The 24,506-nt window shown below is 58.6% G+C and carries 19 protein-coding genes; 5 read left to right on the top strand and 14 right to left on the bottom strand.

Going from position 1 to position 24,506, the window contains the following annotated elements; translation table 11 throughout:
* Nucleotides 1–64: 64 nt before the first annotated feature.
* Together AC5SEM_RS10135 and AC5SEM_RS10140 are read right to left on the bottom strand one after the other, a co-directional pair.
* Nucleotides 65–958, bottom strand: coding sequence for a DUF4123 domain-containing protein (locus AC5SEM_RS10135; protein ID WP_495472846.1), 894 nt, complete (start codon nt 956–958; stop codon nt 65–67).
* On the bottom strand, nt 904–2,997 hold the full coding sequence (locus tag AC5SEM_RS10140; RefSeq protein WP_495472847.1) for a type VI secretion system Vgr family protein: 2,094 nt from the start codon (nt 2,995–2,997) through the stop codon (nt 904–906). Before AC5SEM_RS10140 ends, AC5SEM_RS10135 begins: the two co-directional genes overlap by 55 nt.
* Nucleotides 2,998–3,371: 374 nt before the next feature.
* Between AC5SEM_RS10140 and AC5SEM_RS10145 the strand changes: the two genes are divergently transcribed.
* Nucleotides 3,372–4,673, top strand: coding sequence for an OprD family porin (locus tag AC5SEM_RS10145; protein ID WP_495472848.1), 1,302 nt, complete (start codon nt 3,372–3,374; stop codon nt 4,671–4,673).
* 143 nt (nt 4,674–4,816) lie between these two features.
* On the opposite strand, the gene AC5SEM_RS10150 is transcribed toward AC5SEM_RS10145, so the two are convergent.
* The 12 genes from AC5SEM_RS10150 to AC5SEM_RS10205 form a co-directional block, all read right to left on the bottom strand.
* Entirely contained in the window at nt 4,817–5,437 is a 621-nt protein-coding gene (locus tag AC5SEM_RS10150) for a transglycosylase SLT domain-containing protein (protein WP_477783052.1), read from the bottom strand.
* Between the two features lie 45 nt (nt 5,438–5,482).
* A complete protein-coding gene (locus AC5SEM_RS10155; protein WP_495472849.1) occupies nt 5,483–6,421 on the bottom strand; it encodes a carbohydrate kinase family protein in 939 nt (312 codons plus the stop codon).
* 13 nt (nt 6,422–6,434) lie between these two features.
* Nucleotides 6,435–7,931, bottom strand: a complete 1,497-nt coding sequence (xylB, locus tag AC5SEM_RS10160; RefSeq protein ID WP_495472850.1) for a xylulokinase — start codon at nt 7,929–7,931, stop codon at nt 6,435–6,437.
* 124 nt (nt 7,932–8,055) lie between these two features.
* Nucleotides 8,056–9,531, bottom strand: a complete 1,476-nt coding sequence (locus tag AC5SEM_RS10165) for a mannitol dehydrogenase family protein (RefSeq protein WP_495472851.1) — start codon at nt 9,529–9,531, stop codon at nt 8,056–8,058.
* Between the two features lie 19 nt (nt 9,532–9,550).
* Nucleotides 9,551–10,654 (bottom strand): ABC transporter ATP-binding protein, encoded by a 1,104-nt coding sequence (locus tag AC5SEM_RS10170; RefSeq protein ID WP_123595639.1) that lies wholly within the window; start codon nt 10,652–10,654, stop codon nt 9,551–9,553.
* 163 nt (nt 10,655–10,817) lie between these two features.
* Nucleotides 10,818–11,648 carry a carbohydrate ABC transporter permease gene (locus AC5SEM_RS10175; RefSeq protein ID WP_095120887.1) on the bottom strand — a complete coding sequence of 277 codons (831 nt, stop codon included), beginning with the start codon at nt 11,646–11,648 and terminating at the stop codon, nt 10,818–10,820.
* An 8-nt stretch (nt 11,649–11,656) separates the two neighbouring features.
* Nucleotides 11,657–12,583, bottom strand: a complete 927-nt coding sequence (locus AC5SEM_RS10180) for a carbohydrate ABC transporter permease (protein WP_077573068.1) — start codon at nt 12,581–12,583, stop codon at nt 11,657–11,659.
* Between the two features lie 154 nt (nt 12,584–12,737).
* Nucleotides 12,738–14,048 carry an ABC transporter substrate-binding protein gene (locus AC5SEM_RS10185; protein ID WP_495472852.1) on the bottom strand — a complete coding sequence of 437 codons (1,311 nt, stop codon included), beginning with the start codon at nt 14,046–14,048 and terminating at the stop codon, nt 12,738–12,740.
* 343 nt (nt 14,049–14,391) lie between these two features.
* Nucleotides 14,392–15,297, bottom strand: coding sequence for a helix-turn-helix domain-containing protein (locus AC5SEM_RS10190; RefSeq protein WP_495472853.1), 906 nt, complete (start codon nt 15,295–15,297; stop codon nt 14,392–14,394).
* Between the two features lie 68 nt (nt 15,298–15,365).
* Nucleotides 15,366–16,253 carry a phosphatidylinositol-specific phospholipase C domain-containing protein gene (locus AC5SEM_RS10195; protein ID WP_495472854.1) on the bottom strand — a complete coding sequence of 296 codons (888 nt, stop codon included), beginning with the start codon at nt 16,251–16,253 and terminating at the stop codon, nt 15,366–15,368.
* Between the two features lie 119 nt (nt 16,254–16,372).
* Nucleotides 16,373–17,683: a glycosyltransferase gene (locus AC5SEM_RS10200; protein ID WP_495472855.1), complete on the bottom strand. Its 1,311-nt coding sequence runs from the start codon at nt 17,681–17,683 to the stop codon at nt 16,373–16,375.
* Nucleotides 17,684–17,752: 69 nt separating this feature from the next.
* A complete protein-coding gene (locus tag AC5SEM_RS10205; RefSeq protein WP_137217903.1) occupies nt 17,753–18,121 on the bottom strand; it encodes a response regulator in 369 nt (122 codons plus the stop codon).
* Between the two features lie 262 nt (nt 18,122–18,383).
* Here AC5SEM_RS10205 and AC5SEM_RS10210 point away from each other — a divergent pair, with 262 nt between their 5' ends.
* From AC5SEM_RS10210 to AC5SEM_RS10225, 4 genes are read left to right on the top strand one after another with little or no spacing between them, the layout of a single operon-like run.
* Nucleotides 18,384–21,875 carry a response regulator gene (locus AC5SEM_RS10210; protein WP_495472856.1) on the top strand — a complete coding sequence of 1,164 codons (3,492 nt, stop codon included), beginning with the start codon at nt 18,384–18,386 and terminating at the stop codon, nt 21,873–21,875.
* The gene (locus AC5SEM_RS10215; protein WP_077573028.1) at nt 21,875–22,708 is read left to right on the top strand and encodes a CheR family methyltransferase; all 834 of its coding nucleotides are present in this window, start codon (nt 21,875–21,877) and stop codon (nt 22,706–22,708) included. Before AC5SEM_RS10210 ends, AC5SEM_RS10215 begins: the two co-directional genes overlap by 1 nt.
* Entirely contained in the window at nt 22,705–23,298 is a 594-nt protein-coding gene (locus AC5SEM_RS10220; RefSeq protein WP_116028940.1) for a chemotaxis protein CheB, read from the top strand. The genes AC5SEM_RS10215 and AC5SEM_RS10220 overlap by 4 nt, the downstream gene beginning before the upstream one ends.
* Nucleotides 23,292–24,506, top strand: a complete 1,215-nt coding sequence (locus AC5SEM_RS10225; protein ID WP_077573026.1) for a hybrid sensor histidine kinase/response regulator — start codon at nt 23,292–23,294, stop codon at nt 24,504–24,506. The genes AC5SEM_RS10220 and AC5SEM_RS10225 overlap by 7 nt, the downstream gene beginning before the upstream one ends.

A 24,506-nucleotide genomic window follows, 5' to 3' on the forward strand; every position in this document is an offset into this window, starting at 1 on the left:
TCTTGAATATCCAGAAAACTTTGAGACAGACAGAAAGTGCTGATCAACATGCTCATCACGACACTCACTCCGACAACTCTCGCATCACCACACCAAGCGGCAACTTCTCTCCAATTGCCCGTTCTTTCGCCTTTTCCCACATCGGCCAGTTCGCCGGAAATTCGCGGTCCATCAATTGCAGGCTGGCAAAGAGAGTGACGTCTTCCGCGTCTGTTAAACCTTCATTGCGGCCAGCGTCCAGCGCTTCTTTGACTTGCTTCAACCGTGCACCGTGGCAGGTGCTGGCAAACACTTCAGGCGCTTCTTTTTCCAGTTCAGTGGTGAGGCTGTAGGGCAGGGGATCGATCTCCATGTCCGTCCACAGCTTTGCGTCAAGAAAAATAGGCTCGTATCTTCCGGGCTTTTCAAGGTTGAGGCCCTTCAGAGAGTGCCATTGATCTTCTTCTGTGGGCACCCACCATTCTTGCAGTGGGCCAAACAGCCAAGCATGCCAAGACAGATCATCGCGTGCGTACAGCATCGGCAGCACTTCTGGCGCGTAGCTACGGATCATCAGGACTTCGCCAGCTTCATTTTTTGCCAGCAACGCATCACTCAGGTGAGCGGCGAGCTTTTCGGCCGGGCAGTCGGTACGAATCCAACTTGCCATCGCGGTGCAGCCGGTGAAGTGTTCGTGAGCGAGAAAGGCCTCGAATTCCATGTAGCTAACGTCGACGAGCCAAGGGCCGTAGTTGCGCAGTTCGGCGAATTCCGGTTGCACCATCAACGGCCGTCGCGACGGGTCCGCACTGACGAACTGCAATCGAGCGGGGTCCGGCAACAGACCGGTTTCAACGATCGCGAATATCGACTGAGCGTTCTTTTGCGCTTCGCTCCAGGCTTTCGCCGCGTCACTCTTTGTCATCAATTGGCCCCCGATTGCAGGGCAAGTTTTTCGCGCATGGCTTTCTTTAGGCATTCGACGCAGATGCCGGTAGGTGCTTTGAGTTTCGGCGTCACGGCGAGGGACTCCGCCTGCATCATCTGGTTGGCGCGGGTTTGCATCAGACGTCCGGCGTTATCAATGGCTGCGAGCCCCGGGATGAATGGAGCGAGGATCTGAATGCCGGTGCCGGCTCCCGGCCCGCCACCCGAATTCACCTTCACTTCCGCACCGCTGATGGTCACGCCACCGGCGTCGACCTTGACGAAACTCCCGCCAGCCTTGGCGGTCAGCTCCATACCACCCTCAACCACCACTTTCTCACCAGCGTGGTAGTGAATCTCTGTCCCAGCCTCAACAAACTGCGCAGTCCCGACCTTCAGATGCTGCGTCACACCCACCGTCAGGTGATCATCCGCACGCATCTCACTGATACGATCCAGATGCGTAATCCGGTGTTCCTCAACCTTGAACTCGCTCAGCGTATTGGCTTCAACGGTGTCATGTCGTTCGTTGCCGACGCGGATCTTCTGATCGTGCTCAATGTTCTCATCCCAGTCGCGTTGGGCGTGGATGTAGATCTGCTCGGCGCCTTTCTTGTCTTCGATGCGGAATTCGTTGTAGCCCTTGCCGCCCGGTGAGCTCAGGGTCTTGAAGGTGCTGCGGGTCTTGTTTGCCGGCAGGTCGTAGGGGACGACGTTTTCCTTGTGGTACAGGCAACCGGTGACCAGTGGCTGGTCGGGATCGCCTTCGAGGAAGGTGACGAGGACCTCCATGCCGATGCGCGGGATGGCGATGCCGCCATACGCCGCGCCGGCCCAGCCGCTGGCGACGCGCATCCAGCAGGTGGTTTTGTCGTTGGACTGGCCGTCGCGGTCCCAGTGGAATTGCACTTTGATGCGGCCGTATGGGTCGCAGTGGATTTCTTCGCCCGCCGGGCCGGTGACGACGGCGGTCTGGCTGCCGAGGACTTTTGGTTTCGGGTGTTCAAGGGCAGGGCGGTAGTGCGCGTCCCAGGGTGTGGCGAGGAAGCTGTTGCGGTAGCCCTGGTGGAAATCGCTTTTGTTGTCAGTGACGTCGCTGGTGACGTTTTCGCCGAGCACTTGCGGTTGTTTGCCTTCGTGGAAGACTTCCAGCAGCAGCCACAGATCGTTCCACTCGGCGCGCGGGTGTTCGGCGAGCGTGAGGAAATGGCCGCTGGTGAGGGTCGGTTCGTCACCTTTGCCTTCGGCGAGTTTGTAGTCGCTGCGATGGCGTTCGAGGGCGCGGGTGGAGAGGAACTTGCCGCGCTCGCGGGTGGTGAAGCGGCCGGGGTAGTCGTAGTCCTCGAGGTCCGGGGCGAACTCGGTTTTGACCGCGCCTTCGGGGAGGATCTTCGGTTTTTCGAAGTCGTAATCGCGGCGGCTGACGCGGGTGGTGCGGGTTTCCAGGCGCAGGTTGAAGCGTTTGATCACCGGTTTGTCGGCGGCCATGCCGGAGTCTTGCTGGTAGCTCACCGGTTTCAGTTTGCGGAACACGGTCTGGTCGTCGCCGAACACCAGTTTGTGGCCGCTACTGCTGTGCTGGAAGTGGAAGTGAATGCCTTCTTCCTCGCACAGGCGCTGGATGAAATGCAGGTCGGATTCGTCGTACTGCACGCAGTAGTCGCGTTCCGGATACTCGGCGCCGAGCTGGAAGCTGTAGGCGTCGGCGAGGATGCCGCGATCTTCCAGGACCTGAGCGATGATCTTCGGCACGGTCAGTTGCTGGAAAATCTGCTGATCGTGGTTGTGCCGCAGGTAGGCCAGTTGTGGCACCAGGCTGAGGCTGTAACGGGTCAGGGTCTTGCCGGAGTCGCCTTGCTCGATGCGGTAGACCAGACCGTGGATCTTGCCTGCGCCGGTGGCGCCGAAAGTCAGGACGCCGGGCGTGTGCAGCAGCTCTTCGAGTTTGAGGTCGGGGCGGGCGCTGACGAGTTCGAGGTCGAAACGGAACGGTTCGTTGAGGGCTTCGCGACCAGTGAAGCTGAGGACTTGCAGGTCGGCGTTGGCGCCTTCAAGCGTGAGGGTAATGTGGGTTGCGTTGGCGTCCAGCATGCCTTGAATTCCGTCCGTTGAATAAGCAGGTGACGGATGATGGAGGATTAAGCGGCCTCGTTCAAGGCACAAAAGCCGTAGGTCTGGCAGGTTTGCGGTATAGGGAAAACCCTTAGGTGAGGTGTTTCGCCCAATGAAACCGGGCGTTTGCTGCGAATTGGCGTTGATTGCCGGCAACTTTTCCCACGATCCTGGGTTGAAGAATCCTCAGTCAGATTCAGACTAAAGTCGCCTGTAGCCCGTCAAAGCCATCTGCCATCATTGCCGCTCACCCCTGCGTGTTCACTTTCTCCTGGTTCAATCTGACCCGGGACGGGAGCTATTTTTCTGGCTTGTTGCGCGCTTGCGCAAACGCTGCATTGTTGGAGTTTTTCATGCGTCCCCCATTTCCCCTCATCACCCCGCGCCAGTCGTTTGGCTTCGGAGCCGTTGTGCTGTGCGCAGGTTTTACCGCACAGGTTCAGGCCAGCGGATTCCTAGAAGACACCACGGCGAAAATCGAGTCGCGCACGGTGTACTTCAACCGCGATTTCCGTGATGGGCACACCACGAACGATCAGGGCGCGTCCAAGCGTGAAGAGTCGGCACAGGGCTTTATTCTCAACCTGCAATCGGGCTACACCGACGGTACGGTGGGTTTTGGTATTGATGCGCTGGGCATGCTCGGCTTTCAACTCGATTCCAGCCCGGGCCGCAGCAACAGCGGCTTGCTGCCTTCCAGCGGCAACGATCCACGCGGCTCGAAAGGTCAGTACGCGAAAATGGGCCTGACCGCCAAAGTGAAGGTTTCGGACACGGTGCTCAAGTACGGCGCACTGCTGCCGGATCTGCCGCTGCTGAAATACAACGACGGCCGTTTGCTGCCGACCATGTTCAACGGCGCCATGCTCACCTCTAAAGAGCTGAAAGACCTGACCTTCATGGCCGCGCGCCTGGACAAGTACACCGCGCGTGATTCCACCGATTCGCAAGACATCCGCGTTCACTGTAAAAACAAGCGTTATGCGTGCAACACCACCGCCGACCATTTCGACATGTATGGCTTCGACTACAAGATCAACGATCGTCTGACTGCGCAGTATCACTACGCCGAACTGGAAGACATTTATCGTCAGCACTTTGTCGGGCTGTTGGGTAATCAACCGTTAGCTGGCGGTGTACTTAAAGCGGATCTGCGCGTGCTGAAAAGTGCCGACAGCGGCGATGCCAAGGCCGGTTCCATCGATAACCGGGCGTTGAGCGGCATGTTGTCCTATGCGCACAGCGGCCACACGTTCAGCGCCGGTTGGCAGCGCATGAACGGCGACAACTCGATGCCGTACCTCGATGGCAGCAATCCGTATCTGGTCAACTATGTGCAAGTCAATGACTTCGCCGCTGCGCAGGAACGCTCGTGGCAGTTGCGTTATGACTATGACTTCAAGGCCATTGGCATTAATGGTTTGAGCTTCCTGACGCGCTATGTGAACGGTGATCACATCAAGGTGTTGGGCAGTGATCAGGAAGGCAAGGAGTGGGAACGCGACAGCGAGTTGAAGTATGTGATTCAGACGGGCACGTTCAAGGATGTGAGTTTGCGATTGAGGAATGCTACGTATCGCACCAATTATGAGAAGTTTGCCCGGGATGTGGATGAGACACGGTTGATTGTGAGTTATAGCTTTTCGGTGTTGTAGGTCTTGGATGTGTAGTGCTTGATCGGGCGCTATCGCGAGCAGGCTCACTCCTACAGGGGATCTTCAGTGGACGCGGATATCGTGTTCAACATTGATCCATTGTAGGAGTGAGCCTGCTCGCGATGAGGCCCTTGAAGTCACCGTTACAACCAATGCCAGAACCGGCTCCAGAACCCCCGATTCAAATCCTCCTTGCACCCGGCATATTGCCGCGCATACACATCCGAACGATTCTGCACTTTGCGCGCCGTCGGCATCAGCCAGGCTTTGCTCGCGTAAGTCTTGTTGCGAAACCCACCCCAGCCTTCGTGGTAGTTGAGGTACTGGTTATAGGCGTCGTACTTGTAGACGCCGTTGATCGAATAGGTCTTGTCCATGTACCAGCCGACAAAGTCGATGGCGTCGTCGAAGTCTTCGCGGTCGGCCCAGTTGCGGCCGGTGCTTTTCTGGTAGTCGGCCCAGACTTCATCTTTGGCTTGCGCATAACCCGAGGCGGTCGAGACGCGGCCCCACGGGATCACCCACAGCAGGTATTTGCGCGGAGTCTTGGCGTCGTAGCGGTAGCCGGATTCCTGATACATGATCGCGAAGGGCACCTGAATCGGTACGCCCCAGCGTTTTTGCGTGACTTGCGCAGCGTCGTACCAGTCGCTTTTTTCGCGGAAGATTTCGCAGATGTCTTCCGGCGAACGGGGCGGCGAGGTGCCGCACCCGCTCAGTAGCGTTGCCAGTGTCAGTAGTCCAAGCGTCTGCCCGTAATTCAAAAGCCGTTATCCCGTCGTGCGCAAAAAGGCCGACAGTCTACGCGCTCAGCTCAATTGGTGACGATAGGGCAGATCCGGGCCGGTTTTGCTGCAGGTCAGCGCGGCGGCTTGTACGGCGAACCTGAGCATGGCGTCGATCTGCTCGCGAGCGAGTTGCTGCACGCCTTCGACCGAATCCAGACCGTGCTCGGTCAGCCAGGTGATCAGCGCGGCCTGGAAGGTGTCACCGGCGCCAACGGTGTCGGCGATCTGCACCGAGGCCGCCGGCACCGACCAGTTGCCATGGCGGCGGCTGAACACACTGGCGCCGTCGCCACCGCGGGTGAGGAAAACGATCTGGCAGCGATGTTCGAGCCAGCCTTCGATCACCCGCTGCGGGTCCTGTTCGGGGTAGAGCAGGCTCAGGTCTTCGTCGCTGACCTTGATCAGATCGGCCAGTGGCACCAGCGTCGCGATGCGCTCGCGCCACAGGTCGATGTTCGGCTCGGGATTGAGGCGTATGTTCGGATCGAGGGTGATCAGGCGTTTGCCGCTCTCGCGTTGTACCAGGGTCAGCAAGGTGTCACCGATCGGTTGCACCACCAGCGAGAACGAGCCGATGTGCAAGCCGCGAACATCCGCACCCAGCGTCGGCAGATGCGCAAGACTCAACTGCCGATCGGCACAGCCTTCACCACGAAAGCTGTAGTGCGGCGAGCCATTGGCACCGACGGCGACCATGGCCAGCGTGGTCGGCGCGGCGAAATCCACCAGATAGTCCGGGCGCACACCTTCATCTTGCAGCACTTGCTGCAAGCGGCGACCGAGGTAGTCGGTGGACAGCCCGCCAAACAAGGCCGAGTCCACGCCCAGACGGCGCAAACCGACGGCGACGTTGAACGGCGAACCGCCGGCAATCGCCTTGAAATTTACCTTCGAGGCCAGACCGCTGGCGTCGTCTTCACTGAAAAAATCAAACAGGGCTTCGCCACACACCAAATACATAATTGTTTGCTCTTTATAGGGTTGCGACATGCTGTTGATAGCGTTCATAGGCCTGCTGAAACGCCGCGACGTTGGTGGCGATCGGCAGGGTTTCGCTGCTTGAATCGAGTTTCACGCAGCGTTGGCACAGGTCGGCGAGGGTGTCTTCGTGGCCGTTCGACCAGGATTTGCACCACGCCGCTTGAATCGCCGCGCCGAGGGCAGCGGCTTCACTTTGTTCGGTGCAGATCACCGGGGTGTTCATGATGTCGGCGACGATCTGCCGCCACACCGCGCTTTTCGAACCGCCGCCGATCAGGCAAATGCTGCGGCTTTGTAAACCATTCTGGCGGAGCAAATCCAGCCCGTAGCGCAAACCGAAGGTGGTGCCTTCGACGGCGGCGCGGCACAGATTGGCCTGGGTCAGGTTGTCCAGCGTCAAGCCGTGCAGGCTGCCGGTGGCGTGGGGCAGAGCGGGGACGCGTTCACCGTTGAGGAACGGCAGCATGCTCACGCCGTCGGCGCCGATGGGGGCTTGGGCGACGAGGTCGTTGAACTGCTGCAGATCGAGGTCGAACAACTCGCGAATCGCGCCGGTGGCGTTGGTCAGGTTCATGGTGCAGATCAGCGGCAACCAACCGCCACTCGACGAACAGAACGTCGCGACCGAGGCGTCCGGGCTGACTTTCGGCACTTCGGAATAGGCGTACACCGTGCCAGAGGAACCGAGGCTCATGGTGATCGCGCCGGGCTGAATGTTGCCGGTGCCGATGGCGCCCATCATGTTGTCGCCGCCGCCGCTGGAGACCAGCGCATTGGGGTTGATGCCGAGGTGTTCTGCGATGGCCGGGAGGATGGTGCCGACGTTTTGGTGCGCATCGATCAGCTCTGGCAGCGCCGCTTGCAGGCGTCCGCTGGCGTCGATGTCGCGCAGCAGTTGCAAGTCCCATTGGCGCGTGCGCACGTTGAAATAGCCGGTGCCGGAGGCGTCGCCGTACTCACTGCAGGCGCGGCCGGTGAGCCAGAAGTTCAGGTAGTCGTGGGGCAGTAGAATGCGTGCGATGCGCGAAAACACCACGGGGTGTTGTTCTTTGGTCCAGAGCAGTTTAGACACGGTGTAGCCAGGTGCGATAACCACGCCGAGGCGTTCCAGCGAGCCTTTTTCACCGCCCAGATGAGTGAGTAGGCGGTCGTTCTCGGCGCTGGTTTCGGTGTCGCACCAGAGCTTGGCCGGGCGCAGGACTTCACCTTGATCATCGAGCAGGACCAGACCGTGCTGCTGGCCGGAGACGCCGATGCCGAGGATTGACTGGCCGTCGACATTCGCCGCCAGTAATGCGCGGCGGGTGGCGAGGGTGAAGGCGTCCAGCCATTGCTGGGTGTCTTGCTCACGGCGGCCGTTGGCGCCGCTGATCATTGTGTGTGCGGCGGCGCCTTGGCCGAGGACTTGACCGGTGGCGGCGTCGAGGATGATGGCTTTGGTGCCTTGGGTGCCGCAGTCGATGCCTATGAAGAGTTGTTGTTTTGTCATTAGCACTCCAGGACCGCTCGTTCCCACGCTCTGCGTGGGAATGCCTCATTGGACGCTCTGCGTCTGCTATTGGATGGGACGCGGAGCGTCCCGGGCTGCATTCCCACGCAGAGCGTGGGAACGATCAGGCTGCGAGAATCTTTTCCAGCGTTCGTGTCACACCGTCCTCACGCAAGCTATTGCAGCACCACTCAAACGCCGCGACAAACTCCGCCGAACGCGGAATCGCCGTGCCAAAAATCTCTTCGACCGCCAACAACCGCTGAGTCATTAAAGCATCGTCCGCCACCAACGCCTGACAAAACGCCGCGCGCGGATCAGGAATCGAATAGGTGTCGCCATTCTCATCGACACCCTTCAAATACAACGCCCAGGCCGCCACCACCAACGCCGCCCGTTTAGTCTCCTGCCCATCGGCAATCAACCGGTTGATGGTAGGAATGGTGAACTTGGGAAACTTCGACGAACCGTCCGAGCACACCCGCTCCAGCTGATCGGCAATCGCCTGATTGGAAAACCGCGCCACCAAGGTGTTTTTGTAATCGGTCAGATCAATGCCCGGCACCGGCGCCAGTTGCGGGGTCACGTCGAGATCCATATAGGCGCGCATATAGCGCACGAACAGCGGGTCGTTCATGGTCTCGTGCACAAACCGATAACCCTTCAAAAAGCCCAGATACGTCAGCGCCAAGTGGCTGCCGTTGAGCAGTTTGATCTTCATCTCTTCATAGGGCGAAACATCGTCGGTGAATTGCACGCCGACCTTTTCCCAGGCCGGGCGGCCGTTGACGAATTTGTCCTCCAGCACCCACTGCACGAACGGCTCGCAGACCACCGGCCAGGCATCGTCGACGCCATGTTTATCGGCCAGTTGCAGGCGATGTGCGGTGCTGGTCATCGGCGTGATGCGGTCGACCATAGCATTGGGGAAACTGACGTTGGCGTCGATCCAGCTGCACAGGTTGCTATCGCGCAGTGTGGCAAACGCCAGCAGCGCCTTGCGCGTCACGGCGCCGTTGTGCGGCAGGTTATCGCAAGACATCACGGTAAACGCCGGAATGCCCGCCGCCCGGCGTTTTTCCAGGGCTGCACACAAGAAACCGAACACGGTTTTCGGCGCCTCTGGATGCGCCAAGTCATGTTGAATCTGTGGCAGGTGCGCCATGAATTCGCCGTTGCTGTCGTCGATGCAATAACCACCCTCGGTGATGGTCAGTGAGACGATACGAATCTGTGGGTCGGCGAGTTTGTCGATCAGCGCCTGAGCGCCGTCCTCGGCCAGCAGCATGTCGCGAATCGCGCCGATCACGCGGACTTCGGTGTCGTCGCTGTCGCCGAGTTCGAACAGGGTGAACAGGTAATCCTGCTCCTTGAGATCGTCGCGGGCGCGGCGGTCTTCGGCACGCAGGCCGACGCCGCAAATCGCCCAGTCGAGGGCTTCGCCGGTGTTCATCAGCGCATCGGTGTAATACGCCTGATGTGCGCGATGAAAGCCGCCGACGCCGATGTGGGCGATGCCGTGGCGGGTATCGCTGAGGCTGTAGGCCGGCAGTTGTACTTCGGCGGCCAGACGATGGAGATTTTGTTGATTGAGTTTCATCGGGCAAGTCTCTCGAAAATCAGGCCGCAGCACGCAGCGGACGGGTCAACGCGATACCTTCGGCATCGAATAAATGGCACTGAGCCGCATCCAGGTGCAGGCTCAATTGTTCGCCGTAACGGCTGGCCAGATCACCGCGCACGCGCATGGTCAGGGCTTCGCCGGCGTTGGTGGTGACGTGGCAGAAAGTGTCGCTGCCCAAGCGTTCGCTGACGTCAGCGGTGACTTGCAAGGTGCAATCACCGGGTTGCGCCAGTTCCAGATGTTCCGGGCGAATGCCGAGGGTCACGGCGCTGCCGACACTGAGGTTGGCGGCATTAAAGGGCAGGGTGATGCGGGTGCCGGCGTCCAGCGAGACCTCGCAGCTCTGGCCATCGACGCGGGCGATTTTGCCTTTGAGGAAACCCATTTTTGGCGTGCCGAGGAACCCGGCGACGAACAGGTTCGCCGGGTTGTGATACAGGTCCAGCGGCGAGCCGACCTGTTCGATCTTGCCGCCATTGAGTACCACGACCTTGTCGGCCATGGTCATCGCTTCGACCTGATCGTGGGTCACGTAAATCATCGTCGCTTGCAGATCTTTGTGCAGGCGCAGCAGCTCCAGACGCATCTGCACGCGCAGCGCGGCGTCGAGGTTGGACAGCGGTTCGTCGAAGAGGAAGATTTTCGGATTGCGCACGATCGCGCGACCAATCGCCACCCGCTGGCGCTGACCACCGGAGAGCTGTTTCGGTTTGCGCTCAAGCATCGGCCCGAGTTCGAGAATCCGCGCCGCTTCGCCGACTTTTTTCTCGACTTCGGCTTTCGGCACGCCGGCCAGATCGAGGGCGAAGGACATGTTCTTTTTCACGGTCATGTGCGGGTACAGCGCGTAGGTCTGGAACACCATCGCCAGATCGCGCTTGGCCGGGCTGACTTCGGTGATGTCGCGGCCGTCGAGTTCGATGGTGCCGTCGCTGACTTCTTCCAGACCGGCGATCAACCGCAGGAGAGTGGATTTGCCGCAGCCCGACGGGCCGACGAAGACCACGAATTCCTTGTCGTTCACCTCAAGGTCGATGCCTTTGATGATGGAGAAGCCTTCGAAGCCTTTTTGCAGATTCTTGATTTTCAGGTTGGCCATGATGATGGGCCTCCGCAATTTATTATTCAGTTGAATCGAACGCGTTTTTGTAGGAGTGAGCCTGCTCGCGATAGCGGAGTGTCATTCAACAATGATGGCGACTGACACGCCCTCATCGCGAGCAGGCTCACTCCTACAGGGGAATGTGTTGGGTTCGGGATATTCATTTCACGGCGCCAAAGGAGAGGCCGCGCACCAGTTGTTTCTGGCTGATCCAGCCGAAGATCAGAATCGGCGCACAGGCCAGGGTCGAGACCGCCGACAATTTGGCCCAGAACAAACCTTCCGGACTTGAATACGAGGCGATCAACGCAGTCAGTGGCGCGGCTTTCGAGGAGGTCAGGTTCAGCGACCAGAACGCCTCGTTCCAGCACAGAATCAGCGACAGCAATACGGTCGAAGCAAGTCCACCCTTGGCAATCGGCAGCAGCACGCGGACCATTTCCTGCCACAGCGTGGCGCCGTCGAGGCGGGCGGCTTCGAGGATGTCTTTGGGGATGTCCTTGAAGTAGGTGTAAACCATCCAGACCACGATCGGCAGGTTGATCAGCGTGTAGATCACGATCAGCGCGATGCGCGTGTCGAGCAGGCCGAAACTCTTCGCCAGCAGGTAGATCGGCATGAGCACGCCCACCGGCGGCAGCATTTTGGTCGAGAGCATCCACAACAGCGTGCCTTTGGTGCGCTGGGTTTCGTAGAACGCCATCGAGTAAGCGGCGGGCACCGCGATCAGCAGGCACAGGGCCGTGGCACTGAAGGAAATCACCACCGAGTTCCAGGCGAAACTGAAGTAATCGCTGCGCTCATTGATGTGCAGGTAGTTCTCCAGCGTCGGCGTGAAGATGAACTGCGGCGGCGTGGCGAACGCGTCGATTTCGGTTTTGAAACTGGTCATCACCATCCACAAGATCGGGAAGAAAATCACGATCGCGATGGCCCAGGCCAGGGTGCCGAGCAGCAGGCTTTGCAGCCGGCGGGATTGTTGGAGAGTCATGGCAGGCCTCAGGCTTTGTCAGTCAGGTTTTTGCCGATCATCCGCACCAGAATGATCGCGGCGATGTTGGCGATGACCACGGCAATCAAGCCACCCGCCGAAGCCATGCCGACGTCGAACTGCACCAGCGCCTGGTTGTAGATCAGGTAGGCGAGGTTGGTCGAGGCGTAGCCGGGGCCGCCGTTGGTGGTGGTGAAAATCTCGGCGAACACCGACAGCAGGAAGATCGTTTCGATCATCACCACCACGGCAATCGGTCGCGCCAGATGCGGCAGGGTCAGGTGCCAGAAGATCGCGATCGGCCCCGCACCGTCGAGGCGCGCGGCTTCTTTCTGTTCCTGGTCGAGGGACTGCATCGCCGTCATCAGGATCAGGATCGCGAAGGGCAGCCACTGCCACGAAACAATGATGATGATCGACAGCAGCGGATAGTGCGCGAGCCAGTCCACCGGTTGTGCGCCGAACAGCTTCCAGATGTAAGCGAGGATCCCCGAGACCGGATGGAAGATCAGGTTCTTCCAGATCAGCGCACCGACCGTGGGCATGATGAAGAACGGCGAAATCAGCATGACTCGCACAATGCCGCGACCAAGGAATTCGCTGGCCTCAAGCAACGCGCTGATCAACACGCCCAACACCACACTGATCAGCAACACGCTACCGACCAGCAACAGCGTGTTGGTGGCACCGGGCATGAAGCCCGAGTCGGTGAGGAAATAGCTGAAGTTCTCCAGCCCGACGAATTCGTTTTCACCGGGGTAGAGCAGGTTGTAGCGGATCATCGAGAAGTAGATGGTCATGCCCAGCGGCACGATCATCCACAGCAGCAACAGGGCCACCGAAGGGCTGACCAGAAACCAGCCGGGATTGCGTACGCGGACCTTGCGCGCAGGTGGCGACAGGTCGAGGTGGGCTTTGGCAGTTGAAGTATTCATGGCGATCACAACCGAGTCATACAGACCTATGGAGATCTAATGTAGGAGTGAGCCTGCTCGCGATAGCGGTTTTCCATCCAACACCGTCGGTGACTGATACACCGCTATCGCGAGCAGGCTCACTCCTACAAAAGGCAGGAGCGAGCTGTTGCGGTTACTTGGGATAACCGGCGCGCTTCATCTCGCGTTCAGTGGTTTGCTGCGCAGCAGCCAAGGCTTGATCCACCGTGGTCTGGCCGATCAGCGCCGCCGAGAACAGCTTGCCGACCTGGGTGCCCACGGCCTGGAACTCAGGAATGGTCACCAGTTGAATGCCAATGTACGGCACCGGTTTCAGCGTCGGTTTGCTCGGGTCAGCCACTTTCAACGATTCCAGGGTCACCTTGGCGAACGGCGCCGCGCTCATGTAAGCGTCGCTGTAGGTCGAAGCGCGAGTCCCCGGCGGTACGTTGGCAATGCCGTCAGTCTTGGCCACCAGCTCGCCGTACTCTTTGGACGTTGCCCAGGCGCTGAATTCTTTAGCGGCGTCTTTGGCTTTGGAGCTGGTCGGAATCGCCAGCGCCCACGAATACAACCACGCCGAGCCTTTGTCGGTGACCTGATGCGGTGCGAAGGTGAAACCGACGTGATCGGCAACCTTGCTCTGGGTCTTGTCGGTGACGAACGAACCGGCGACGCTGGCATCGACCCACATTGCGCATTTGCCGCTGTTGAACAGTGCGAGGTTTTCGTTGAAACCGTTGCTGGAAGCGCCCGGCGGGCCGGATTTCTTCATGGTGTCGACGTAGAAGTTCAGCGCGTTTTTCCACTCAGGGCCACTGAATTCCGGTTTCCACTGCTCATCGAACCAGCGTGCGCCGTAAGCATTGGCGACGGTGGTGATCAGCGCCATGTTCTCGCCCCAGCCGGCCTTGCCGCGCAGGCAGATGCCGTACTGCCCCTTGTCCTTGTTGGTGAGTTTTTCGGCGAAGCCGGCGATCTGTTCCCAAGTCGGACGCTCGGGCATGGTCAGCCCGGCATCCTTGAACAGGTCGGTGCGGTAATAGGTGATCGAGCTTTCCGCGTAGAACGGCAAGGCGTACAGCGAACCCTTGACCGACAGGCCTTCACGCACCGACGGGAACACGTCGTCGAGGGCGTAACTGGCCGGCAGATCCTTCATCGGCTCCAGCCAGCCTTTGGCGCCCCACAGTGCGGCTTCGTACATGCCAATGGTCAACACGTCGAACTGACCGCCCTGAGTGGCGATGTCGGTGGTCAGGCGTTGGCGCAGGACGTTTTCTTCCAGCACGACCCAATTGAGCTTGATGTCCGGATGCTCGGTCTCGAAGGTTTTCGAGAGTTTTTGCATGCGGATCATGTCGCTGTTGTTGACGGTGGCGATGGTCAGGGTCTGGGCGCCAAGGCTGACGCTGCTGAGGGTCATGCAGGTGAGGGCAAGCAGAGCTTTTGCAGTGGGTTGCATCGTGCACTCCTTTTCTGCACCCGGTGGGTTACAGAAGGACAGTTATTGTTTTTGTGTCTTCCTGTGCAGGAAGAATGTGCGCTGATTACAGCCTTCAATCGCGGGGCTGACAAATCATCCCTAGCACTTTTGTCGATACTTTTTTGCACTGGGCTTTGACGTGGTGAATGCAGAGAAGGGCGTTTCAGCGCGGAGGTGCTATCGAATGCGTACAGGTTTCTGATGCCGACACAGCCCCTTGTAGGAGTGAGCCTGCTCGCGATAGCGGAATGTCGGCCAACATTTCTGCAAGCTGACCCACCGCTATCGCGAGCAGGCTCACTCCTACAGGGGAATCGGGTTGTCAGTGGTGGTTCTGCTCGGTCAGGCGCTGCACGGCGAGCCGTCGGTAATGCGAGGGCGTCATGCCCTTGAGCTGCTGAAAGCGCCGATTGAAGTTGGAAATATTGTTGAACCCCGATTCAAAGCACACCTCGGTCACCGGTTTATCTCCGTCGGCCAGCAGCTCGCAGGATTTGCTGATGCGCAGGCGATTGACGAACTCGATGAAATTGCGCCCGGTGGCTTGTTTGAACACCCGGCTGAAATAGGTCGGTGTCATGCCCAGATGCTCGGCGACTTCTTCCAGCGAAATATCGCGGGCGTAGTGGCTGAAAATGTAATCGACCGCCCGGTTGGTGCGATCGATATTGTGCTCATCGGCCAGTTGCGGAGTGGTGGCGCCGGACAACAACTGAAAATCATCGCTGGCCGCAAGCAACTCCATCAGGATGAAAAAGTGCCCGAGGCGGGTGATGCCCTTGCTGTCGGCGATTCGCTGCATCAGCGTCATGGCCTGGCGGATGGTGCGCTTGCAGCGAAACTCGATGCCGTACTGCGCGCGTTCCAGCAGGGGCGCCAGGGTTTTCAGTTCGGCAAACACCTGGTGGCCACTCTCGAACAGCTCGTCGGTGAAGTTGACCAGCATGTCGCGCTTCTCAACGACCTCGTCCTCGGCCACCTGGCTGATCCAGTTGTGCGGCAAGTTAGGGCCGGTGAGAAACAGGGTTTCGGGGTAAAAATTGCCGATGTAGTCGCCGATGAACACCTTGCCGGAGCTGGCCACGATCAGGTGCAGCTCGTATTCCTTGTGGAAATGCCAGCGCACCAGCGGGCACGGAAAACCGTGCTGGCGGTAGATGATGGACAAGCCGTTATGGTCATCCATCAACTCGTAAGAAGGGTCGGTCACGCGGGTGGTTCGGGTCATGGCGAGCTACTTTTCTTGTTATCGCCTGCCGATCATGCCTCGTTTCTCGGGGTGTGCGCCAGCTTCACTCAAACGGCCCGTTCGTGAACCATGCTGCGGGACTTATCAACGGCTTTTTCCTGATTGACCCGCTGGCAGAAACGCACAATGTTCGAGTTTTTAATAAAGTCGAAATTGATGATGTTGCACTTTTTTGCCCAGTCGGATTTGTCAGGGTCGAACCATGTGTCGAGATCGTCGAGAATCCGTTGAGGACCGCCAAGGGTAAAACTGGTTGCCGACAGCGACCATGGGTATAACGTGCTTTTGTGGATTTTCAATACTTCTTTGATATAACCCTGCAGGTCGAGCGCACTGACAAGCGGTTTATTGATCCACATATGCTCGATTCTTCCATAAATTCGATAATCCTGTGTTTCCCAGGACATCGGGGCTGCCACCATTATTCTTTGCAATGGACTGGTTGCCTTGAGCTGGCCGAGGGTCATATGCAGATTCCGATTGGGAATCATTCGTTCACCCAGATGTTCCAGTATCAACGCCTGAAACTCGGAATGATCAAAAGGAACCTTGCCATTTCCCAGTTCATGAAAGTCCAGAATGATGAACTCATTGGTGTTTCTTTCATAAAAGCCTTCCAAGTCACGTACAAGTTCTTCGAGCGTACGAGAAGACAGGTAGCCATTGTGGTGAAAACGAAACTTAGCCAGACCTGTCGCCTTGTTATCGACCGTCAGGCGTACATCAAGGGCCCGCGCGCCGCGATTCAGCTGTGAATAGAAGGATACGTCCTGACAGGCGAGCCAATTCTTGCCGGGGATCAGCGCATAACTCGCTTCCCCGTCGCAGCCGGCATTATGTGTGCCTGGCAAGGTCAGTTCAAAAAGCGACAAGTTGTCAATTTGCGGTGTGTCGGCCATCCATTGGGAGGCCTGGAAATTTTCAAGCTGGTTCATGTTATACATCCTGCGATGGATTTAAAATTTATAGGAGGTGGTGCGCGCAGGATGTTTATAACGGTTGCCGGTTAATTGGCAAAGTTGGCTTTTAATGCAATTCGTGTAGAAGTCGTTGCTTATGAATTTTGCACTTGTTGGCTGCTGTTGTTTTTTGCTTCAATCCATTGCGACATATATTGAGTGCTTTTATGGGCGTGATGGCGAAGCATGCTGCCCGTGAAGTTTTTCGCTCTAAGGCTATGCAGGTGTTGTTGGCAATAACGCAGTTTCTCTATCAACGCCAAACCATGTGCTGACTGTGGGTAGCGTTGTTTCAATAGCGTATATCCTGCCAGACGGGCTTCCTGCCAACGTGCCTCGTCGTTATAAAGCGCCACGGCATTGTTGGCGAACTCGACGGCGCTGCTCGTAACTGCACCGGGCCACGCGTGATCGCCATGCATGGCCTCGGCACCCACCGGTGTCGTGACGCTGGGCGTGCCACACAGCATGGCATCAATCAGTTTGCCCTTGATCCCGGCACCAAAGCGCAAAGGCGCCAGGCAGACCCGTGCGGCAGACATGACCTGCAACGCATCTTCGGCCCAGTTCATGATGTGGAAGCCTTCACTGGCGTTATGCAGTGCGGTGGCTTTCGGCGGCGTATACGCGCCGTAGATGTGCAGTTGGGCCCGGGGCAATTGCTCGCGAATCAGCGGCCAGATCGTGGTTTTCATCCACAGCACGGCATCCCAGTTGGGCGCATGACGGAAGTTGCCGATGCTCAAGAAGTTCGCCCTGTCTGCAAATATGGCAGGTGCGGCCGCAGGCGGATCGATCATCAACGGGCACCAGTGCAGCAACTGTCGAGGCAAGCCGAACTGCTCGATCAGCAGTTCGATTTCCACTTCCGAGATCATCAGGTTCAGATCGCAACGGTACAGTGCGGCAATTTCGCGCTTGGCCAGATCGGTTTCGGCCATCAGTCCGAATTCATCGCGCAGGTCTGGGGCGAATACATCACTGAAATCATTCTGGTCAGGATTGACCTTGAGGCGCGACTTGAGTCGTTGATGACGCGCATGCCGCAGGCTTTGCAGGTCGGAAGTCTCCAGCACGCGCAGCGCCTGAGGACAGTGCTTTTCAACCCGCCAGCCGAATTGTTCCTCCATCATGAACTGGTCGAACAGCACGATGTCCGGGGCCAGTTCGCTGATGAATTGATCGAAGCTGCTGTTGTTGAGTTCGATCGGCACCTCGCGGATCCCCAACGCCGTCAGGTCGGCCTTGTGCTCGCCTGGACCGGCCGGGCTGCTGAACGTGATCTGCCAGCCTTGCTGCAAAAACGTTTCAAGGATCTGCATGACATGCCCGCTGGCAGCCGAAGAGCGTGGTTCCGGCCAGACGTAGCCAATAACCAGGACTTTGGTGGAGGGGGCTTGGTTCATGCGCGGGTATTCCTTGAGGCGGGCTGTGGCAAAAAAAGGCGCGCAATTAAACCACAGGTCGCCCGGTACTCAGGTGTTCTGGTCGAGAACAGCCTTGACCTTGTCGCGCAGTTGATCGATCGAGAACGGCTTGCCGATAACGTGCATGCCCGCCGGAACATCAATCGATTCTGCGTAACCACTGGCGAACAGGATCGGCAGGGCGGGGCGCAGTTTGCGTGCTTCGGTGGCCAGTTCGCGGCCATCCATGCCCGGCAGGCCGACGTCGGTCATCATCAGGTCAATGTGTTTATTAGCGTCCTGGAGAACCTCCAGAGCCTGTTCGCCACCGTCAGCTTCGAGCACCTTGAACTCCAGCTCCTCGAGCACATCGACAATCAGCATGCGCACGATGTTGTCGTCTTCTACGACCAGGATGGTGGATGGGGTGGCAGACATATTAAGGCTCTCGAAAGTCAGTTCAGGGTCGCCGGTCGATCAAAAGTGCCGGGCTCTTGCATCAGTAAGTGGCGCAGTGCCACAAGTTCCCCGCCGGAGACAAAAAAGCATAGCCGCAGATGGGGCCGCAAGGATAACTGTTCGGGGGCGCGAACATGCCGGTGAGCGTAGGAATTTGCTGCGAAAGGTGTGAGAAAAATGGATCCACGCGGTCGTTTTGGGGCAAACTGCCTGTTTTTCAACAGTTCGACAAGGCTGCCCCATGTCCTCTCCGTCTACGGTTGATGAGCAACGGTTTCGCAAACTCCTGAGTCGCAACATCAGTCTGCCTTTGGGCGTCGGTGTGCTCAGTGCCGTGTTCTTCGTCTCGCTGATCACTTATCTGCTGTCGGTGATCCAGTGGGTGGAGCACACCGACCGGGTGATCAATAACGCCAACGAAGCGGTGAAACTTACCGTGGACCTGGAAACCGGCATGCGTGGTTTTCTGCTCAGCGGTGACGAGCACTTCCTCGATCCGTATGAAACGGCCAAGCCACGCATCGCCGTGGCGCTCAACACCTTGCTTGAATTGACCGCCGACAACCCGGTACAAACCGATCGCTTGCGCCGTCTGCAAGCCTTGCAGATCGAGTGGGCCAATTACGCACAGTCGATGATTGATCTGCAGCGTTCCAGCGGCGATTACCGGGGCGCGGTGAAGGCCGGACGCGGCAAGCGCCTGACGGACGAAATCCGCAAGCAATTCGAAGATGTCATCGAGACCGAACAGGTTTTGCGCACCACGCGCAATGAAGACGTGCGCCGCACGACGATCTGGAGCATCAGCCTGTACCTGCTGTTCATTGCCGGTATCAGTGGCTTGCTGGCCTATATCGGCCGTCGCGATCTGGTCAATCTGTCGACCAACTACAGCGCCAACATGGCCGCACAGCAAGCCAGCGCCGAGCGCCTGGAGCAACAGGCGTGGTTGCGCAATGGTCAGACCGAACTGGCCGAGCAAGTGCTGGGGCAACTGACGCTGAATCTGTTGGGACGCAATATTCTGCAGTTCTGCGCGCAATACCTCGGCACCGCCGTGGCCGCGCTGTATGTGCGTGAAGAGCACGGTGGCCTCAAGCGCGTGGCCACTTACGGTTTCTCCCGCGAGCAGGAAGAGCAGGACCAGTCGATCTACAGCGGCGAAGGCATCGTTGGCCAAGTGGCGCAGCAGGCGCGGCTGATTCGTCTGGATTCGGTGCCGTCGGACTACTTCAAAGTCAGTTCAGGGCTGGGCGAAGGCTTGCCGCACAGTGTGCTGGTGGTGCCGACCAGCGATGACGATCGGGTCAATGGCGTGATCGAACTGGGTTTCCTGCGTCCGCTCAATGAACGCGATATCGAACTGCTGGAGCTGATTGCCGGCAACATCGGCACCTCCATCGAAGCGGCGCGCTACCGTCAGCGTTTGCAGGAAGTGCTGGCCGAAACCCAGCAGCTCAACGAAGAGTTGCAGGTGCAGCAGGAAGAGCTGAAAACCGCCAACGAAGAGCTGGAGGAGCAATCGCGGATTCTCAAGGAATCCCAAGCGCATCTGGAAACCCAGCAAGTCGAACTGGAACAGACCAACGAGCAGCTTGCCGAGCAGGCGCAGACTTTGGCCGAGCAGCGCGACGCCATGGACCTGAAGAACAGCGAACTCAATCAGGCTCAGGTACAGCTCGAAGAACGCGCCGAAGAGTTGCAGCGTTCGAGCAAGTACAAGTCCGAATTCCTCGCCAACATGTCCCACGAACTGCGCACGCCGCTGAACAGTTCGCTGATTCTGGCCAAGTTGCTGGCGGAGAACCCGCAGGACAACCTCAGCGCCGAGCAGGTCAAGTTTGCCGAGTCGATCTATTCTGCCGGCAACGATCTGCTCAACCTGATCAACGACATTCTGGACATCTCCAAGGTCGAGGCGGGCAAGCTCGAAGTGATTCCCGAGAACACTAGCGTCGCGCGCCTGGCCGAGGGCCTGCGCAATGTGTTCGAGCCGCTGGCGGCAGACAAGCAGCTGACCTTCAGTGTCGATTTGCAGCCAGGCACGCCGGCCATGTTGTTCACCGACCGCCAGCGTCTGGAGCAGGTGATCAAGAACCTGCTGTCCAACGCCGTGAAATTCACCGAGAAGGGCACCGTCAGCCTGACCATCGCTGGCCAGCCGGATGATCGGATTGCGTTCATTGTGCGTGATTCGGGTATCGGCATTGCCGCCGATCAGCAGGAGAGTATTTTCGAAGCGTTCCGCCAGGCCGACGGCACCACCAACCGCAAATACGGCGGCACTGGTCTGGGCCTTTCGATTTCGCGGGATCTGGCGAACTTGCTCGGCGGTTCGATCAGCGTCAGCAGCGCGCCGGGGCAGGGCAGTGTGTTCACACTGGTGTTGCCGCAGCAGTTCGACGAGTCCAGCGACGTACCGTTCGCACCGTTGACCTTTACTCCGCCAGCGGCGGTGGCCAGCGCGCCATTGGCGCCGGTGGTTTCGCCGTTGGCGCCGGTGCATATTCCGCGCTTCGCCGACGACCGCGACAAGGCACCGTTTGCCACGCGTTGCATTCTTGTGGTGGAAGATGAGCCGAACTTTGCGCACATCCTCTACGATCTGGCGCATGAACTCGGTTATCAGTGTCTCGTGGCCCACGGCGCCGACGAGGGTTATGACCTGGCGAAAGAGTTTGTGCCGGACGCGATCCTGCTCGACATGCGCCTGCCGGATCACTCTGGCCTCACCGTGTTGCAGCGCCTGAAAGAGCACGCTGAAACCCGCCACATCCCGGTGCATGTGATTTCCGTCGAAGACCGTGTCGAAGCGGCCATGCACATGGGCGCGATCGGTTACGCGGTCAAGCCGACCACCCGCGAAGAGCTGAAGGACGTGTTCGCCCGCCTCGAAGCCAAGCTGACCCAGAAGGTCAAACGCGTGCTGTTGGTCGAGGACGACGATCTGCAGCGCGAAAGCATCGCGCGACTGATTGGCGACGAAGACATCGAAATCACCGCCGTTGGCCTCGCGCAGGATGCTTTGGAGCTACTGCGCACGACGATCTACGACTGCATGGTTATCGATTTGAAGCTGCCGGACATGCTCGGCAACGACCTGCTAAAGCGCATGTCCACAGAGGATATCTGCTCGTTCCCGCCGGTCATCGTCTACACCGGGCGCAACCTGACCCGCGATGAAGAAGCCGAACTGCGCAAGTATTCGCGCTCGATCATCATCAAGGGCGCACGTTCGCCGGAGCGTTTGCTGGACGAGGTCACACTCTTTCTGCACAAAGTCGAATCGCAGTTGTCCCATGAACGGCAGAAGATGCTCAAGACCGCGCGCAGCCGTGACAAGGTCTTCGAGGGTCGCAAGGTGCTGCTGGTGGACGACGATGTGCGTAACATTTTCGCCCTCACCAGCGCTCTGGAGACCAAAGGTGCAGTCGTGGTCATCGGCCGGAACGGGCGTGAGGCGATTGAAAGACTCAATGAAGTCGAGGACATCGATCTGGTGTTGATGGACGTGATGATGCCGGAAATGGACGGTTTCGAAGCCACCATTGAAATCCGCAAGGATCCGCGCTGGCGCAAGCTGCCGATCATCGCGGTGACGGCCAAGGCCATGAAGGACGATCAGGAGCGCTGCCTGCAGGCGGGCGCCAATGATTACCTGGCCAAGCCCATCGACCTGGATCGGCTGTTCTCGCTGATTCGCGTGTGGTTACCGAAGATGGAACGCATTTAGTGGAAAGCAGTACGCCAGCCGAACGAAACAGTGAAATCGAACTGCGCTTGTTGATCGAGGCGATTTACCTCAAGTACAGCTACGATTTTCGCGATTACTCCGGCGCTTCGATCAAGCGCCGGGTGCAGCACGCGCTGAGCCAGTTCGAGTGCGCGACCATTTCCGCATTGCAGGAAAAGGTTCTGCACGATCCGACGGCGTTCATGCAGTTGCTGCAATTGCTGACGATCCCGGTCAGCGAAATGTTTCGTGACCCGTCGCACTTCCTCGCCATTCGCCGGGAAGTGGTGCCGCTGCTGCGCACCTATCCGTCGATCAAGATCTGGATCGCCGGGTGCAGCACGGGCGAGGAGGTCTATTCGATGGCGATTCTGCTGCGCGAAGAAGGCCTGCTCGATCGCACGATCATCTATGCCACCGACATCAACCCGCGCTCGCTGGACAAGGCCAAGCAGGGGATTTTCTCGATGGAGAATGTTCGCGCGTACACCGCCAACTATCAGCAGGCCGGTGGTCAGCGATCGTTTGCCGACTACTACACGGCAGCGTACGGTTACGCGATTTTCGACAAGAGCCTGTGCGAAAACGTGACCTTCGCCGACCACAGTCTGGCGACCGACAGTGTGTTCTCCGAAACCCAGTTGATTTCCTGCCGCAACGTGCTGATCTACTTCAACAAGAAGCTGCAGGATCGGGCGTTTGGCTTGTTCCATGAATCGCTTTGCCATCGTGGTTTTCTGGTGCTCGGCAGCAAAGAGACGCTGGATTTTTCCAGCTATGCCAACCAGTTCGAGCCGCTGGTGAAACAAGAACGGATCTACCGCAAAACATGAACGAGGCCGTGGCTTTACCTCGCGTCGAGGCGATTGTGGTCGGTGCTTCCGCCGGTGGCGTTGAGGCGCTGCTGAGCTTGCTCGGGCCGCTGCGTCAAGGCTTCGTGCTGCCGATCATTGTCGTGCTGCACCTGCCCGAAGAGCGCCGCAGCCAATTGGCTGAGGTGTTTGCCCGGCGCCTGATGCTGCCGGTGGAAGAGGCGACGGACAAGCAGGACATAGCTCCCGGGACGGTTTATTTCGCTACACCGGGTTATCACCTGTCGGTGGAGCAGGATCGCAGCCTGTCGCTGAGTCTTGAGGACCGCGTGCATTATTCCCGACCTTCGATCGACTACCTGTTTGAATCGGCCGCCGACGCGTACGGTTCATCACTGGCCGCTGTCCTGCTGACCGGCGCCAATCACGATGGCGCGCGCGGGCTGGCGCAGGTCAAACGCTGTGGCGGATTGACCATTGTCCAGGATCCCGAAGAGGCGCAAGTCGCCACCATGCCCCAGGCTGCACTGAACATTCAGCAGCCGGATCATGTCCTACCCATTCACGGCATCGGCCGTCTGCTTGTCGAGCTGGAACGAATCGCATGCTGAGTAATATCCAAGCCAAACTGCTGATCGTCGACGATCTGCCGGAGAACCTGCTGGCACTCGAAGCGCTGATCAAGCGTGAAGACCGTACCGTCTATAAAGCGTTGTCGGCGGACGAAGCGCTGTCGCTGCTGCTGCAACACGAGTTCGCCATGGCCATCCTCGACGTGCAGATGCCGGGCATGAACGGCTTCGAGCTCGCCGAGTTGATGCGCGGCACCGAGAAAACCAAGAACATCCCGATCATTTTCGTCAGCGCCGCCGGCCGTGAACTCAATTATGCGTTCAAGGGTTACGAGAGCGGGGCGGTGGACTTTCTGCACAAACCGCTGGATATCCATGCGGTGAAGAGCAAGGTCAATGTCTTCGTCGATCTGTACCGCCAGAGCAAGGCGATGAAGCAACAGCTCGAAGCGCTGGAACAGGCTCGACGCGAGCAGGAAGCGCTGCTGCAACAACTGCAGAGCACTCAGCTGGAATTGGAGCAGGCAGTGCGCATGCGCGACGACTTCATGTCCATCGTCGCTCACGAAGTGCGTACGCCGCTCAACGGCCTGATCCTCGAAACCCAGTTGCGCAAAATGCACCTGGCCCGTGACAACGCGGCGGCGTTCACCCTCGACAAGATGCACGCCATGGTCGACCGCGATGAGCGGCAGATCAAAAGCCTGATCCGCCTGATCGAAGACATGCTCGACGTTTCACGCATTCGTACCGGCAAGTTGTCGATCCGCCCGAGTCGTTTCGATCTGGTGCAACTGGTGAGCAACCTGCTGCAAAACTTCGCGGCACAGATCGAAGCCGCTGAAACCGAAGTGTCGTTCACCGCGCCAGCGCCGGTGGAAGGTAACTGGGATGAGTTCCGCATCGAGCAAGTGGTGACCAACTTGCTGACCAACGCCCTGCGCTACGGCGGTCGCAGCCCGATTCAGGTGCGGGTTTACCGTGAAGGTAATGAGGCTCGGGTCGAGGTGCAGGACCGTGGCATCGGCATCAGCCAAGAGAACCAGAAGCGTATTTTCCAACAGTTCGAACGGGTTTCCGCCAAGACGGTAGTGGCCGGGCTCGGGCTGGGTCTGTTCATTTCCGAACAGATCATCGCCGCCCATGGCGGCTCCATCGTCGTCGAGAGTGAAATCAACGAAGGCGCCCTGTTTCGCGTTTGTCTGCCAATTCAGGAAAACGGCACATCCGACGCAACCTCTGATTGA

The organism is Pseudomonas sp. CH61, from assembly GCF_059429415.1.